The 13,976-nt window shown below is 67.2% G+C and carries 16 protein-coding genes; 10 read left to right on the top strand and 6 right to left on the bottom strand.

Annotation, left to right across the window (positions count from 1 at the left end; all coding sequences use genetic code 11):
- Positions 1-59: 59 nt before the first annotated feature.
- Positions 60-722: a response regulator gene (locus OG474_RS33665; RefSeq protein WP_405057641.1), complete on the bottom strand. Its 663-nt coding sequence runs from the start codon at positions 720-722 to the stop codon at positions 60-62.
- The gene (locus OG474_RS33660; RefSeq protein ID WP_405057640.1) at positions 719-2,050 is read right to left on the bottom strand and encodes a sensor histidine kinase; all 1,332 of its coding nucleotides are present in this window, start codon (positions 2,048-2,050) and stop codon (positions 719-721) included. The genes OG474_RS33665 and OG474_RS33660 overlap by 4 nt, the downstream gene beginning before the upstream one ends.
- Positions 2,051-2,106: 56 nt before the next feature.
- Here OG474_RS33660 and lipA point away from each other — a divergent pair, with 56 nt between their 5' ends.
- Both lipA and OG474_RS33650 read left to right on the top strand, forming a co-directional pair.
- Positions 2,107-3,045, top strand: a complete 939-nt coding sequence (lipA, locus tag OG474_RS33655; RefSeq protein WP_405057639.1) for a lipoyl synthase — start codon at positions 2,107-2,109, stop codon at positions 3,043-3,045.
- Between the two features lie 17 nt (positions 3,046-3,062).
- A complete protein-coding gene (locus OG474_RS33650) occupies positions 3,063-3,758 on the top strand; it encodes a DUF4191 domain-containing protein (RefSeq protein ID WP_405057638.1) in 696 nt (231 codons plus the stop codon).
- A 53-nt stretch (positions 3,759-3,811) separates the two neighbouring features.
- Here OG474_RS33650 and OG474_RS33645 read toward each other — a convergent pair whose 3' ends face one another.
- Positions 3,812-4,030: a hypothetical protein gene (locus OG474_RS33645; protein WP_405057637.1), complete on the bottom strand. Its 219-nt coding sequence runs from the start codon at positions 4,028-4,030 to the stop codon at positions 3,812-3,814.
- Between the two features lie 208 nt (positions 4,031-4,238).
- Between OG474_RS33645 and OG474_RS33640 the strand changes: the two genes are divergently transcribed.
- Positions 4,239-5,519 carry a class I SAM-dependent methyltransferase gene (locus OG474_RS33640; protein WP_405057636.1) on the top strand — a complete coding sequence of 427 codons (1,281 nt, stop codon included), beginning with the start codon at positions 4,239-4,241 and terminating at the stop codon, positions 5,517-5,519.
- 110 nt (positions 5,520-5,629) lie between these two features.
- A complete protein-coding gene (locus OG474_RS33635; RefSeq protein ID WP_405057635.1) occupies positions 5,630-6,355 on the top strand; it encodes a hypothetical protein in 726 nt (241 codons plus the stop codon).
- Positions 6,356-6,359: 4 nt separating this feature from the next.
- Here OG474_RS33635 and OG474_RS33630 read toward each other — a convergent pair whose 3' ends face one another.
- The gene (locus OG474_RS33630; RefSeq protein ID WP_405057634.1) at positions 6,360-6,827 is read right to left on the bottom strand and encodes an RDD family protein; all 468 of its coding nucleotides are present in this window, start codon (positions 6,825-6,827) and stop codon (positions 6,360-6,362) included.
- A gap of 191 nt (positions 6,828-7,018) precedes the next feature.
- On the opposite strand from OG474_RS33630, the gene glnA reads away from it, so the two are divergent.
- Positions 7,019-8,443, top strand: a complete 1,425-nt coding sequence (glnA, locus tag OG474_RS33625; RefSeq protein ID WP_405057633.1) for a type I glutamate--ammonia ligase — start codon at positions 7,019-7,021, stop codon at positions 8,441-8,443.
- 171 nt (positions 8,444-8,614) lie between these two features.
- The gene (locus OG474_RS33620; RefSeq protein ID WP_405057632.1) at positions 8,615-9,397 is read left to right on the top strand and encodes a phosphotransferase; all 783 of its coding nucleotides are present in this window, start codon (positions 8,615-8,617) and stop codon (positions 9,395-9,397) included.
- Between the two features lie 115 nt (positions 9,398-9,512).
- Here OG474_RS33620 and OG474_RS33615 read toward each other — a convergent pair whose 3' ends face one another.
- Positions 9,513-10,067 carry a hypothetical protein gene (locus OG474_RS33615; protein WP_405057631.1) on the bottom strand — a complete coding sequence of 185 codons (555 nt, stop codon included), beginning with the start codon at positions 10,065-10,067 and terminating at the stop codon, positions 9,513-9,515.
- 219 nt (positions 10,068-10,286) lie between these two features.
- On the opposite strand from OG474_RS33615, the gene OG474_RS33610 reads away from it, so the two are divergent.
- The 3 genes from OG474_RS33610 (at position 10,287) to OG474_RS33600 (ending at position 12,480) form a co-directional block, all read left to right on the top strand.
- The gene (locus OG474_RS33610) at positions 10,287-11,072 is read left to right on the top strand and encodes a maleylpyruvate isomerase family mycothiol-dependent enzyme (protein WP_405057630.1); all 786 of its coding nucleotides are present in this window, start codon (positions 10,287-10,289) and stop codon (positions 11,070-11,072) included.
- A gap of 17 nt (positions 11,073-11,089) precedes the next feature.
- Positions 11,090-11,506: an NUDIX domain-containing protein gene (locus OG474_RS33605; RefSeq protein WP_405057629.1), complete on the top strand. Its 417-nt coding sequence runs from the start codon at positions 11,090-11,092 to the stop codon at positions 11,504-11,506.
- A 536-nt stretch (positions 11,507-12,042) separates the two neighbouring features.
- Positions 12,043-12,480: a hypothetical protein gene (locus tag OG474_RS33600; RefSeq protein WP_405057628.1), complete on the top strand. Its 438-nt coding sequence runs from the start codon at positions 12,043-12,045 to the stop codon at positions 12,478-12,480.
- On the opposite strand, the gene OG474_RS33595 is transcribed toward OG474_RS33600, so the two are convergent.
- Positions 12,464-13,327 (bottom strand): aldo/keto reductase, encoded by an 864-nt coding sequence (locus OG474_RS33595; RefSeq protein ID WP_405057627.1) that lies wholly within the window; start codon positions 13,325-13,327, stop codon positions 12,464-12,466. The genes OG474_RS33600 and OG474_RS33595 overlap by 17 nt on opposite strands.
- Positions 13,328-13,402: 75 nt before the next feature.
- On the opposite strand from OG474_RS33595, the gene OG474_RS33590 reads away from it, so the two are divergent.
- Entirely contained in the window at positions 13,403-13,966 is a 564-nt protein-coding gene (locus OG474_RS33590) for a TetR/AcrR family transcriptional regulator (RefSeq protein WP_405057626.1), read from the top strand.
- Positions 13,967-13,976 lie beyond the last annotated feature (10 nt).

Genomic DNA, 13,976 nt, shown 5'->3' with positions numbered 1-13,976 from the left:
ACTCACCAGTCATGACAGACCACCACGCCGCGTTGTGACACCGCTGGTTGCTGCGGTGCTCAGCCGGCCAGGTCGTCGCCGGGCGTGACCAGCCCGCACTCGTAGGCGAAGACGACGGCCTGGACGCGGTCCCGCAGGCCGAGCTTCAGCAGCACTCGGGACACGTGGGTCTTGACCGTGGCTTCACCGACGTACAGCTGATTCGCGATCTCGGTGTTGGTGAGGCCGCGGGCGATCAGTCCGAGGACCTCGCGCTCGCGGTCGGTGAGGTCGGCGATCAGGTCCGGACGGTAGACGCGCTCACCACCACCGGCGAACCGCTTGATCACCCGCCGGGTCACCTCAGGCGCGAGCAGCGCGTGGCCCAAGTGCACGACCTCGATCGCCTCGACCAGGTCCTCCGGCGCGGTGTTCTTCAGCAGGAACCCGCTGGCTCCCGCGCCGAGCGACTCGAACAGGTAGTCGTCGCGGTCGAACGTGGTCAGGATGATCACCTTGCCGGCGTCGGCCGCGACGATCTTCTGGGTCGCGGTGATCCCGTCCATGCCAGGCATCTGGACATCCATCAGTACGACGTCGGGCCGCAACTGCAGCGCGAGCTCGACCGCCTTCTCGCCGTCGGCCGCCTCGCCGACCACCTCGATCTCGGACTCGACCGAGAGGATCATCCGGAACCCGGCCCGGACCAGGTCCTGGTCGTCGACCAGCAGCACGCGCATCATTCGTCCACTCCTCGCTGCACCGGGATCCGCACCCGGACCCGGAACCCACCGACCGGCCGAGGACCGATCTCGCTTTCACCACCGAGCAGGCCGACCCTCTCACGAATCCCGACGTGACCCAGCCGGCTGCCGACCGAGGCGTGCTTGGGACGGCCGTCGTCGATCACCTCGAGCTCGACCGCATCGGCCAGATACCGCAGGGTGATGTGCGCGCTCCGCGCGGTCGAGTGTTTCCGGACGTTCGTCAAGGCCTCCTGGGCGATCCGGTAGACCGAGACCGACACCGTTTGCGGGAGCTCCTGCAGCGGACCGATCTGGTGGAACCCGACCTCCAGTCCCTGTCCGTTGACCTCGGCGATCAGCGCGGGCAGCCGGTCCGCGCCCGCCTGCGGCGCCTTCTCGTCCGGTGTGTCGACATCCAGATCGGGGTCGGCCGCGCGGAGCATGCCGAGCAGTTGGCGCATCTCGTTCACGGCGGTCCGGCTGGACTCCTCGATCACGCCCAAGGCGTTCTTGGCAGCCTCGGGATCCTTGTCCATCACCCGGCGCGCTCCCCCGGCCTGGACGCCGATACTGCTGATGTGATGCGCGACCACGTCATGCAGCTCACGCGAGATCCGTAGCCGCTCGTCGATCACCGCCCGCCGCGCGTTCGCCTGCTGCTGCGCGGCCAGCTCGACGGCCTGCCGCTCCAGCTCCTGCCGCTGGCGTGCGATCCCCCACGCCGTTCGGCCCCAGAAGTAGGCACCGAAGAAGTAGACCCCGTTGAGCGCCAGCGCCAGGATGACATTGGACACGTACGGCGACAGCAAGGCCTTGTTCGGACCCTCGATCGAGTTCGCCCGCAGCGCCTCGATGAAGTTCAGCGCCAGCCAGCCGAACATCGCGATGTACACCAGCACGACCGACGCCTTCATCAGCCGGCGGTCCCGCGACCACGCGGTCGCCGCGTAGATCGCCATGAACATCGACGACTGGGTGACCAGGTTCGCCCCGAAGGCGAAACCCGCCCGTTCGCCGTTGACGACGAACAGCACCGCGACAGCGAGCATGACGGGGATCGGGTAGCGGCGGCGCAGACACAGCGGCAGCGCGACCGCGGAGCTCAGCACGTAGGCCTCGATCCCGCCGAGGCCGAGGTCGACCGGCTCGGGATACGCACCGCGCGCCAACTCGGTACCGAGCACTCCCAGCACTGCCAGCGCCAGACCGACCAGGATGTCGGCGCGTTGCTGCTGCCGCGTCGGCTGAGGCCGCCGCCAGGCCTCGACAGTGGCGCCGGTCACAGGCGGGGCTGCCGGTGTACTCCCCAGTTCAAGCGTGGCCATAGCTCATCAGCGTACTGATGGATGGGCCCTGACGGCGGGCGCGTACCCTGGGAGCTGTGACGATCGCCCCTGAAGGACGGAAACTGCTCAGGCTCGAGGTGCGCAACGCGGAGACCCCGATCGAGCGCAAACCCGAGTGGATCAAGACCCGCGCCAAGATGGGCCCGGAGTATCAGGCCCTGTCGAAGCTGGTGAAATCCGAACAGCTGCACACGGTCTGTCAAGAAGCCGGCTGCCCGAACATCTTCGAGTGCTGGGAGGACCGGGAGGCGACGTTCCTCATCGGTGGCGACCAGTGCACGCGGCGCTGCGACTTCTGCCAGATCGACACCGGCAAACCGGAGGATCTGGACCGCGACGAACCGCGCCGGGTCGCCGAATCGGTCCGGACCATGGGTCTGCGCTACGCGACCGTGACCGGTGTCGCCCGTGACGACCTCCCCGACGGTGGCGCCTGGCTGTACGCCGAGACCATCCGCCAGATCCACGAGCTGAACCCGGGCACCGGCGTGGAGATGCTCGCGCCCGACTTCAACGCCGTACCGGAGCAGCTGGCCGAGGTGTTCTCCTCGCGGCCCGAGGTGTTCGCCCACAACGTCGAGACGGTGCCGCGGATCTTCCGCCGGATCCGCCCCGGCTTCCGCTACGAGCGCTCGCTGGACGTCATCACCCAGGCCCGCGACTACGGCCTGGTCACCAAGTCGAACCTGATCCTCGGCATGGGCGAGACCCGCGACGAGATCAGCCAGGCGCTCAAGGACCTGCACGCGGCCGGCTGCGAGATCATCACGATCACCCAGTACCTGCGCCCGTCGGTGCGGCACCACCCGGTCGAGCGCTGGGTCCGCCCGGAGGAGTTCGTCGAGATGCAGGCCGAGGCCGAAGAGATCGGTTTCGCCGGTGCGTTGTCCGGTCCGCTGGTACGGTCGTCGTACCGCGCCGGACGGCTGTACCGTCAGGCCGTCGAGTCACGTATGAACGCCACCACGGCATAGATCAGGACAAGGTAGAGATGGCCAAGAACGACGCGCCCGAAGAGAAGACCAGTCGGCTCAAGCAGATCCGGTCGGCGTACCAGCTGACCAAGAAGTCCGACCCCAAGGTCGGCCTGGTGCTCGCCGGGATCTTCCTCGGCATCGTCGCGATCTTCGTCGCGGCCGGTTTCCTGGTCGGGCCGCTGCTGGTCTGGATCCCGCTCGGTGTCGCGCTCGGCTTCCTGGCCGCCACCATCGTGTTCGGCCGCAAGGTCGAGAAGGCGGCGTACAGCCAGATCGAGGGTCAGACCGGCGCCGCCGCGTCGGCGCTGCAGACGCTGCGCCGCGGGTGGAACGTGACGCCCGCGGTCGCGGTCACCAAGAACGCCGACATCGTGCACCGCGTCGTCGGCCGGCCGGGCATCGTCCTGGTCGGCGAGGGTGCGCAGAGCCGGGTCAAGAACCTGCTCGCCGCCGAGGGCAAGAAGCACAGCCGGGTCGCCGGTGGCGCACCGGTGATCCAGCTGATCGCCGGTCAGGGCAAGGACGAGATCGACATCCGCAAGCTGACCAAGCACGTGATGAAGCTCCCGGCCGCGCTGCAGCCGTCGGAGATCACCGACCTGCTGCAGCGGCTGAAGGCGCTCGACGCCGTCCGCCCGCAGGTCCCGATGCCGAAGGGCCCGATGCCGACCAGCATGAAGGGCGCCCGGCAGGCCATGAAGGGCCGCTGACCCAAGACCGGATCGGCCCCTGCTCACCCCAGGTGAGCAGGGGCCGACGTCTGTCACCCGTAGGTGTAGAGGTGCCAGGTGAAGTCGCCCCGGTCGAAGAGGCAGTCGGCACCGGTCTGGCTGTCGCGGATCGTGTCCGCCACATCCATGCAGGTGTCGTAGTTCGGGTATCGCATACCCGTGTCACCAGCACTGGCCGGCAGCGCCGTGAGCACGGCCAGTCCGGCCACCGTGCCGGCGCCGATCAGAAGCTTCCGGAGAGGATGTCTCACGAGAATCCTTTCAATCGCTTGTTTGGTCACCGTACGACGCTACTGGTACCCAGGGTCACTGGTCTGAACCGGAATGACGCGGGTAACCGATGGGCTTCAGCGGCGTTTGACTAACGTGGGGTTTTTTGTGTGCCTCGTGTCGCAGCAGCCGGACGGCAATCGGCCATAGAGTGCGGCCAGGACGGTTCAAGGGGTGAGGTAGAAAGTCATGACGGATCTGATGCCGGCCGTGCACCAGCCGGTGGCCGAGACATGGCCGACGCTGGCCAGACCGCGGTCGAACCCGCTTCGCCGGGTCGGCGCGCTGGCCGCGATCCGTCTGATCGCGAAGGACCTGCCCGCGACCATCAACCTCGACAACAAGTCGTACGGGCTGGGCGGCCCGGCGATGCGGGTGCACCGCAGCGCCGACTTCCTGGACCGGCTCGGCCAGGACGCGGGCTCCGGTTTCGGCGAGGCCTACCTGGCCGGTGACTGGGACCCGGAGCCGGGCACCGACCTGGCCGACCTGCTGGTGCCGTTCGCCGAGCGGTTCAGCAACGAGGAGACCCGGCACCTGCTGCCGAAGTGGGCGCAGTCGCTGCGCTGGCTGGTGACGCGCACCCAGCCCGGCGAGCAGGAGAACGACCGAGCCGGCGCCCGGGAGAACATCAGCCGGCACTACGACCTCAGCAACGGGATGTTCTCGGAGTTCCTCGACTCAACCCTGACCTACTCCGCGGCGTACTTCGGCACCCCCGATCCGACCGTCGGGCTCGGCGAGGCGTCGTACGACGAACTCTCGCAGGCGCAGCTGAACAAGCTCGACGCGATCCTCGACGCCGCCGGTGTGCAGTCCGGCTCCCGCGTGCTCGACATCGGCTGCGGCTGGGCGAGCCTGGCCATCCGCGCCGCCCAGCGCGGTGCGTGGGTCACCGCGATCACGATCGCCTCCCAGCAGGCGCTGCTCGCGCAACGCCGGATCGCCGACGCGGGCGTGAGTGACCGGGTGCAGGTCGCGCTGCGCGACTACCGCGATCAGATCGGCGAGTTCGACGCCGTACTGAGTGTGGAGATGATCGAGGCGGTCGGCGAGAAGTATTGGCCCGTCTACTTCGACGCCATCGAGCGGCGGCTCGCGCCGGGCGGCGTCGCCGTCGTCCAGGCGATCGTGATGCCGCACGAGCGGATGCTGGCCACCCGCAACACCTTCACCTGGGTGCAGAAGTACATCTTCCCCGGCGGCCTGATCCCCTCGGTCAAGGTGATCGAGGACGTCACGGCCGAGCACACCGGCCTGCGGACCGAGGTCCTGCGGCACCTCGGCGGCGACTACGCCCGCACCCTGCGGATCTGGCGCAACCGCTTCATCGACCAGTGGCCGGCCATCGCCGGCCTCGGCTTCGACGACACCTTCCGCCGGATGTGGGAGTTCTACCTCGCCTACTCCGAGGCCGGCTTCCGCACCAACTACCTGGACGACGTCCAGCTCCGCTTCACGCGCCGCTAGTCCCGCTGCACGTTCCTGCAAGCTGCAGGAACGTGCAGAACGCTGGTCGCCCGCGGACCTCGCCAGCAAGACTGACCGCCGGTTGTTCCGTCGACGGTGAGGGCATACGCATGACTGAGCAAGGCAAGACGACACGGCGACGGTTGCTCGTGGCCGGGGCGGTGGTGGCGGGGTCGTCGCTCCTGACGGCAGAGCAGGCCTTCGCGGACGGTTACGGGTCCGGGCCGATCGGCGACTGGGCGGGCAGCCCGCGGGCGATCTCGACAGCGACCGAGATCGGGCCGGTGCTGGATCGCGACGGGCTGTACATGTTCGGCGACAGCATCGCGTACCAGGACGGGCGTTCGCTGGCCGAACGACTTGCCAGTCGGACGGGCGATGTGATCGCGGTGCACAACTGGACAGGGCGGCCGACAACGCCGGCTGTCGATGCCCTGGCCTCGTGGGCACAGCAGTACGGGATGCCGAAGCGGATCTTGATGGCGACCGGGACGAACGACATCTTCACCCCACCGGCCTTCGCGGCGCAGGTCGAACGGACGATGAGCATCGTCGGGGCCGGACGGACCGTGTACTGGGTCAATGTTCAGGCATGCCGCAAGAGCAAGCCCGCCGACGTCCAGCTGGCCGACCAGCGGAACAGCGGATGGATCAACCTGCAGCTCGCCGACGCACAGAAGCGGCATCCGAATCTGCGGATCGTGCACTGGGCGGAGTTCCTCGCGGCGAAGATCGACCGGCTGACCAGCTACCTCCGCGACGGCGTGCACACCATGGTTCCACTCGGCCAGGACGCCCGCAACGAGCTCATCGTCCAGGCGATCGAGGCCGGCTAGCGGATCAGCGGCGTACGACGATGGTGTTGGCGGCGCGGTCGTGCAGGCCGCGGCGGTCGCGGTCGTAGACGACGGCCGGGAGCACCAGACACAGCAGTACGGCGCGGATCACGCCACCCAGGAGCCCGACCTGGGCGGCGTACTGGGAGTTGGCGCCCGGCCGCAGGCTCAGGACCCGGAGGCCGAGGAGGCGGTGGCCGATCGTGCCGCCGGCCAGACCGGCCAGGATCGCGGTCATCGCGAAGAACGTGACGAGCTGCGCCGTACCGAAGTCGTTGCCGCCGGCCCAGATGGGTTTGCCGGTGACCGCGGAGGCGATCAGGCCTGCGATCACCCAGTCCAGGACCAGGGCCGCGAGGCGCCGGCCCCAGCCCGCGACCGAGCCCGGACCTTCCTCGGGAAGACCGAGCCGATTGCCCGGAAAACGGAACTCGCCGGAGGGTCCTGTGCCCGGCTGGGCCGATGATGCCATGATGGCTAGCCTACGGAAGCGCCCTGAACCGCCGAACGGCGGACTGCGACATCTCAGGGTGTGACCGCCGTACACCAGTGGGTCAGCGCGGACACGCTGGGCGTAACATCCGCGAAACATCGGGGTCACCGCCGAGTAATCGGCAGGCCCTACGTTCAGCTGTAATCTCTGAGCCACCCCGAGGAGTACGTATGTTTTCCAGCGCTGAGGAGCTGCTCGCCTACGTCAAGGACGAGGGCGTCGAGATCGTCGACGTCCGGTTCTGCGACCTGCCGGGCATCATGCAGCACTTCACCGTCCCGGTGTCGTCGTTCGGTCCGGAGGTCTTCGAAGACGGCCTGGCGTTCGACGGTTCGTCGGTCCGCGGTTTCCAGCAGATCCACGAGTCCGACATGAAGCTGCTGCCGGACCCGACCAGCGCCTTCATCGACGAGTTCCGCAGCGCCAAGACGCTGGTGGTCAACTTCTTCGTGCACGACCCGCTGACCGGCGAGGCGTACTCGCGCGACCCGCGCAACATCGCCCGCAAGGCGCAGGAGTACCTGAAGTCGACCGGTATCGCCGACACCGCGTTCTTCGCTCCGGAGGCCGAGTTCTACGTCTTCGACGACGTCCGCTTCGAGACCAAGGCGAACTCCTCGCACTACTCGATCGACTCGGTCGCCGGCGCCTGGAACACGGGCCGCGTCGAGGACGGCGGCAACCGCGGCTACAAGGTCCGCTACAAGGGTGGCTACTTCCCGGTCGCGCCGACCGACCACTTCGGCGAGCTGCGTGACGACATCACGCTGGCCCTGGAGCGGTCCGGCCTGATCGTCGAGCGCGCCCACCACGAGGTCGGCACCGCCGGCCAGGCGGAGATCAACTACCGCTTCGCCGAGCTGCTCCAGGCCGCCGACGACGTGATGAAGTTCAAGTACATCGTCAAGAACACCGCCTGGCAGGCCGGCAAGACCGCGACCTTCATGCCGAAGCCGATCTTCGGTGACAACGGCTCGGGCATGCACTGCCACCAGTCGCTGTGGAGCAACGGCGACCCGCTGTTCTACGACGAGTCCGGGTACGGCGGCCTGTCCGACACCGCCCGCTGGTACATCGGCGGCCTGCTCAAGCACGCCCCGTCGCTGCTGGCCTTCACCAACCCGACGGTGAACTCCTACCACCGCCTGGTCCCGGGCTTCGAGGCGCCGGTCAACCTGGTCTACTCGTCGCGCAACCGCTCGGCCTGCATCCGGATCCCGATCACCGGCTCCAACCCCAAGGCCAAGCGCATCGAGTTCCGCTGCCCCGACCCGTCGGCCAACCCGTACCTGGCCTTCGCCGCCCAGCTGCTCGCCGGCCTCGACGGCATCCGCAACAAGATCGAGCCCGCCGACCCGGTCGACAAGGACCTCTACGAGCTCCCCCCGGAGGAGCACGAGGGCATCGCCGTCGTACCGACCTCCCTCCCGGCAGTCATCGACGCCCTCGAGGCCGACCACGCCTTCCTCCTCGAAGGCGACGTCTTCACCGAGGACCTGATCGAGACCTGGATCGACCTCAAGCGCACCCAGGAGATCGCCCCGATCGCCCTCCGCCCCCACCCCCACGAGTTCGAGCTCTACTACGACGTCTGATCGGCACAACCCGCACCTAAGCGGGTAGGTCCCCGAAACGGCGGCAGACCTGGGAGACGTCCTCGGACGTCTCTCAAGGTCTGCCGCCGTTTCGTATCGGTCCCATCAGGCCACCCAGCGTGTTGGCAAGTCCGTTAGCAGTTCCAGAATCTGACGCGGGAGGCTCGGTTCATGCTGATCAGTGGTCGCCCTCCCGCCGATGTAGCCGTGCCCGTGCAGATTCGTCGATTCAGCGGTGACCAGTCAGTAATCCCGGTCTGGCGCAATGGCCTTGGCGGCTTGACCTTTCAGATAGGTACAGGACCTTCACGCAGGTTCGGAAAGTGGGCACCCGCCGGATCTGGCGTCGACCTGCCGGCAGAAGTCGAACGGCTGCGATGGGCGGGCGAGTTCGCGTCCGTTCCAGCCGTGCTCGACCATGGGGCGGACGCTGAAGGAACTTGGATGCTTACGGCCGGGTTGCCCGGGGACAGCGCGGTGAGCGGTCACTGGAAAGAACATCCCGAAACGGCCGTACGGGCGGCTGGAGCAGGGCTGCGAGCGCTTCACGACGCGCTGCCGGTTGGCAGATGTCCGTTCACCTGGTCGGTCGAGGACCGGATCGAGCAAGCCACTGTTGCGGGCAAAGATGCGACAGACGGCCTTCCAGCCGCTCCCTCGATAGACAAACTGGTGGTGTGCCACGGCGACGCCTGTGTGCCGAACACACTCGTCACCGAGGACGGTCAGTGTTCGGGCCAGGTCGATCTGGCCCAGCTCGGTACAGCTGATCGATGGGCCGACCTAGCGGTCGCGACGTGGAGTACCGAGTGGAATTACGGCCCGGGCTGGGAGGAGACCTTCCTGTCCGCGTACGGCGTGGACCCTGATCCGATCCGCACGGCGTACTACCGCGCGCTCTGGGCTCTCGACACCACGCCCGCGGAAGACATCGAGAGCGAGCGCTGGCGGTGAACGGCCGGAGGCCGCATGCGCACGCCCCGCGCCGAAGGCGCGTGATCCATAAGAGGTCAATCCGGCAGCGAGCCCGAATACGTGATCGGCTGATGCACGACATTCGCCGCGCGCCTCAGAGCAAGATCACTCGGTCGGGATCCCCAAGACCTTCGGTTTGAATCCAGCCACGGCCGCGCACAAACCCCTTGGCCCTGAGCTCGGCTTCTTGCCTCCTCGGCGCCCAGTCACCTCGGTACATGTCGGACAGCCGTTCACCCGTATCTTCGAACAGATAGCAGCTCGCGTACACCCTCCGCCGATGCAGCCACTCGTGCTTGACGATCGGCCGACGGTTGTAGGTGTCCAGCAACTCCCATCCTCGGGCGGCGAGATCGCTAGGGGCGCCTTCCAGGACGAATCCATCAGGGGTTGGCGTCGGCGGGAACGTCCGATCATGGATGCTGATCCGATCTCCGCGCAGCCGATTCCCAGTGAGCTCCAAACCGACAGTGATCAGAGCAACGTCGGGCGCGTCGATGTCCAAGCCAACCAGGAGTCCGTCGTCGTCAAGCTCAACGCAATACGGGCGAAGTTGTCCGTCGACCAGGACCCGTAGTGCCGTCAGGAACTCAAGTTCGAACGACGTCAGCCGTGCATCCTCTAACTCGAAGTATTCGCGGTCGTCCACGTTGCACACGCTAGATCGTTCCGGATCTGGGCGGAGGTCTCGGACTCAGGTAAAGGCGAAATCTTCGCAGTGTCGCCAGAAGACATCGACTTCGTCACTTGCGAGATCAACGTGTCCCAGCAGATAAAGCTGGGTCAAGATCATTAGATCTGGTGACGACTGGGGCGGGGGCGGTCGGGCAGAGTGGGGGGACGTTGTCCCTGTGGGAGAGGAAGACTGATGAGTGAGCTGAGCGCGGAGCGCGTCCGTCGAGCGATTGTCGAGCACACTCGGCACCTTGCGGACTCTGCCGCTGCGGCGGGCCGGGAGGCCGTCGTACCGACTGCTCCGGAGTGGACTGTCAGCGAGCTGGTTGAGCATGTTGGGCAGACTCAACACTGGGTTGCGGAGATCATCGAGCGGCGCATTACCGACCCTACGCAGCTGCCGACGGAGCTGGCTGTGCTTCCTGCTGAGGCGGGTGAGTGGCCGGCGTGGTTGGCGGAGTCGGCGGAGCGGATCACCAGTGCGTGTTCTGACGACGCAATGGACGCACCGGTCTTCAATGCCGCTGAGGATGGGCGGACCGGGACGCAGTTCTGGCTGACCAGCATGCTGAACGAGGCAGTGGTCCACGGGTTCGATGCAGCCAAGGCTGCGGGCCGTTCGGTCGACGTCGAGCCTGATGTGGCGGCGGCACTCATCGGCAACCACCTGGCGATGCTCACGTCCGCGACCTGGGAGATGCGGCGTACCGAATCCGCCCACGCTATCCGCGGGACGGGTGAGACCCTGCAGTTGGTGGCCACCGACTCCGGCGCCTGGGTCGTAGAACGCCTCCCCGAGGGCGCCACCTGGCACGTCGGCACTCAGCAGGCCGACGTAACCGTCTCCGGCCCAGCCCAATCGCTACTGCTCGCCCTAACCCGCCGCCTCCCCCTAGCCGAAGCGCCCGGCCTCACCGTCACCGGCGACACCGCCCTAGCCGAGCACTGGATCACCAACACCCCCCACCTCGCCGGCTGACCCACACCCGCCCGAAGATGGACGCGTACAGGCACTTCGGTGTCTATGCGATTTGGCGGCAGGACGGCTGCATCGTCTTGGTGCGCAAGGCGCGTGGCCCGTACGACGGCCTGCTGGACCTGCCCGGCGGATCACCTGAACGGGGTGAATCCGAGGTCACCGCACTCCGCCGAGAACTGCAGGAGGAGTGCGGCGTAGAGCTCACGCAGGTACTCCACACCGTCGCCTTCGAGTTCCACGTTGGCCGCGACTCAGCAGGTCGCCCCATCGCCTTCACCCACACCGGTCTCATCTCGTACGTGGAAGTGGCCGGCCCCATCGTCGAGAACATCGAGGCCGAAGACGTCCAAGGAGCCATCCTCGCAACCCCAGCGGACGCCGTCACCTTCTCACCGCTAGTCCGCGAGGCCCTCCGCCACTTCCCCGACCTCTAGACCTAGCAGGACTCCTGCAATACGTCGCTCAGGACAGGGACCGTAGACCGTTCGGTGTAACCCGCAAACCACGGTTCCCGCGCGCTGCGGCGCGGAGGCAGCGGGACTGGGGAGTCCTACCTGCCGCTTCAGGGGGTACGACTCCCCAGTCCCCCACCGGCCACCCCGCGCGCGGCACCTCGAACGGCTCGGACTGTGCCGGTAGCCACCGCGACGGGTCAGCTACTAGGCCTCGTCACCACCGGCCGGGACCGCAGACATCCACTCGGGACCGCGGACACCTGACCAGATGTCCCAGCTCCCACGTCGTGTGCGCGGTCGGCCAGTCAGGACAGGCCCGAAGGACATGTAGTAGTTGTGTACGTAGACGGTGGCACACGCCTGGGCCGGGCGAGTCGGGCTGCGATCGGTCGGCTACTACCTGTCGTTACCGACCAGGTTGCTAGGTTCCTGTGTCGATTAGCGGCGTTCTACTGCCGCTGAGAGGCAGTAACTCCACGCAAAGATGCGCCGACCGGCGAAGGAAGGGGTGGAGGGTGACGATTGAGGTTCCGTTGGTGAGGGGCTGCACGTTGCCGGTGGTGGATGGTGATTGTGCTCGGGCGTGGATGACGGCGGTGCATGGGGCTGCGCGGGAGGCGCGGCTGCAGGTGGAGGGGACTTCGCGCCCGCCGACTGTGGGGCGGAATTACTACGCCGTGGAATTGAGCGGGTTGCTGGAGCTTCGGCTGAACGTGACGTTGCGGTTGGTGGCGGCGGTGTACGACGCCGGGAGCCGGCTGGATGCGGAGTTTCGGAAGGTGCCGGGAGCCGGCGTCTTTGCTGCGGCTGGGTTCGCCGTCGCCGGCGTGGCGGAGCTTGAGGGTGGGTTCGAGCAGGCGGACTTGGCCAAGCTGACCGCGCTTGAGCGCAGCGACATCGCCTATCACGGCGTCTGGCGGCTGGGGGATGTTGTTTTCAACTGGTTCGACTGAGCGCGTCCAGAGCCGTGAGGTCTTCGGGCGTGAGGGCGACTGCGGTCGCGGAAAGGTTTTCTTCCAGGTGGCTGATGGAGCGGGTGCCTGGGATGGGGGCGATATGGTTGCTATGGGCAAGGAGCCAGGCAAGGGCGATGGCAGCCGGAGTCACCTCATGCGAGGCGGCGATGCGGCGTACGACGGGGTGTTCGGTCGGCGACGGGATCTGCGCGAAGGCTGAGCCCAACGGGAAGTACGGGACCCACGCGATGTCATGCGCGGCGCATAGGTCCAGCTCGTCTTCGTGCGTGCGATCCAGCAGGCCGTAAGCATTCTGGACGCAGACGAGGCCGACGGGAAGAGCGTGTTCGATCTGCGAAACGCTGACGTTGCTCAGGCCGATCGCGCCGATGAGGCCCTCGTCCCGAAGCGCAATGAGCTCGGCCAACTGGTCGTCGATGGGGACGATTTCATTGCCGGAAGCAATCAGCCCAGGTCCTTGGTCGGCCCGACGGAGGTTGACGACGGCGACCTGCTCCAGGCCGAGGGTGGTGAGGTCGCGGTGGACCTGCGCCCGGAGTTCATGCGGCTGCTGAGCCAGCGCGAGCGGCACCGGTGCGTCAACCCGGCGAGCCCCCACCTTGCTGACGATGACGAGATCATCCCGGTACGGCGCGAGCGCGGCGCGGAGGTGTTCGTTCACGACCGCATCACCGTAGAAGGATGCCGTGTCGATGTGGTTCACGCCGAGCTCGATCGCGCGGTGCAGCAGGCTGGTGGCCGCGGCCCGATCGACCTTCTCGAGCTGCATCGCGCCGTACCCGATCCGGTTGACTGCCCGGCCGGCGAGTTCGATCGTCTCCATCAGCTCTCCTCACAGAGTAAAGTGGAGGTTTCTCCACTTGAACGACGATAACACTAACTGGAGGTTTCTCCACTTATGCGGGCGGATGCGGCGCGGAAGCGCGAGCAGGTGGTCGCGGCGGCGGTCGACGAGTTGGCCGATCTCGCCAAGGCGGCCCGCAAGGGCGAGCCCACGCGACTGTCGCTCGACCAGGTCGCCGCGCGCGCCGGCGTCGGCATCGCGACGCTCTACCGGCACTTCCCGACCCGCGAGGCCCTGCTGGCGGCGGTCTACCAACAGGAGCTCACCCGCCTGTGCGACGCGGCCCCCAAGCTGGCGACATCCGGCCCCGCGGACGCCGCCTTGCTGGGCTGGATGACGAGCTACCTCGACTTCATCGAATCCAAGCGCGCGATGGGCGACAGCCTGCGCGCGATGGTCGCGTCCGGAGCGGTCACCCAGGCGGAGACCCGTGCCCGGGTCGGCACCGCGATGAGCCACTTCCTCGACGCCGGTGCGGCCGCGGGAATCTTCCGTCCCGACATCCCCCCGGACGACGTGGTCGCCGTGATGGTGGGCTCGGCCGTCGCCGCCCAGGATCACGAGCAGGCCCAGCGACTCCTCGTCCTGCTCATCCACGGCCTGAGACAGCCCATCTAGAGTAAGTCAG

The organism is Kribbella sp. NBC_01505 (assembly GCF_045040285.1).
Lineage (GTDB): Bacteria > Actinomycetota > Actinomycetes > Propionibacteriales > Kribbellaceae > Kribbella.
Note: the sequence above shows the minus strand (reverse complement) of the source record. Positions and strands in the feature narration are given on the sequence as shown.

Excerpts from the sequence above, each read along its gene's own strand:
- OG474_RS33605 (WP_405057629.1), top strand. The coding sequence starts at position 11,090 with ATGGACGCGTACAGGCACTTCGGTGTCTATGCGATTTGGCGGCAGGAC.
- OG474_RS33620 (WP_405057632.1), top strand. The coding sequence starts at position 8,615 with ATGCTGATCAGTGGTCGCCCTCCCGCCGATGTAGCCGTGCCCGTGCAG.
- glnA (WP_405057633.1), top strand. The coding sequence starts at position 7,019 with ATGTTTTCCAGCGCTGAGGAGCTGCTCGCCTACGTCAAGGACGAGGGC.
- OG474_RS33630 (WP_405057634.1), bottom strand. The coding sequence starts at position 6,827 with ATGGCATCATCGGCCCAGCCGGGCACAGGACCCTCCGGCGAGTTCCGT.
- OG474_RS33590 (WP_405057626.1), top strand. The coding sequence starts at position 13,403 with ATGCGGGCGGATGCGGCGCGGAAGCGCGAGCAGGTGGTCGCGGCGGCG.
- OG474_RS33650 (WP_405057638.1), top strand. The coding sequence starts at position 3,063 with ATGGCCAAGAACGACGCGCCCGAAGAGAAGACCAGTCGGCTCAAGCAG.
- OG474_RS33640 (WP_405057636.1), top strand. The coding sequence starts at position 4,239 with ATGACGGATCTGATGCCGGCCGTGCACCAGCCGGTGGCCGAGACATGG.
- OG474_RS33595 (WP_405057627.1), bottom strand. The coding sequence starts at position 13,327 with ATGGAGACGATCGAACTCGCCGGCCGGGCAGTCAACCGGATCGGGTAC.
- OG474_RS33660 (WP_405057640.1), bottom strand. The coding sequence starts at position 2,050 with ATGGCCACGCTTGAACTGGGGAGTACACCGGCAGCCCCGCCTGTGACC.
- OG474_RS33635 (WP_405057635.1), top strand. The coding sequence starts at position 5,630 with ATGACTGAGCAAGGCAAGACGACACGGCGACGGTTGCTCGTGGCCGGG.
- OG474_RS33610 (WP_405057630.1), top strand. The coding sequence starts at position 10,287 with ATGAGTGAGCTGAGCGCGGAGCGCGTCCGTCGAGCGATTGTCGAGCAC.
- OG474_RS33665 (WP_405057641.1), bottom strand. The coding sequence starts at position 722 with ATGATGCGCGTGCTGCTGGTCGACGACCAGGACCTGGTCCGGGCCGGG.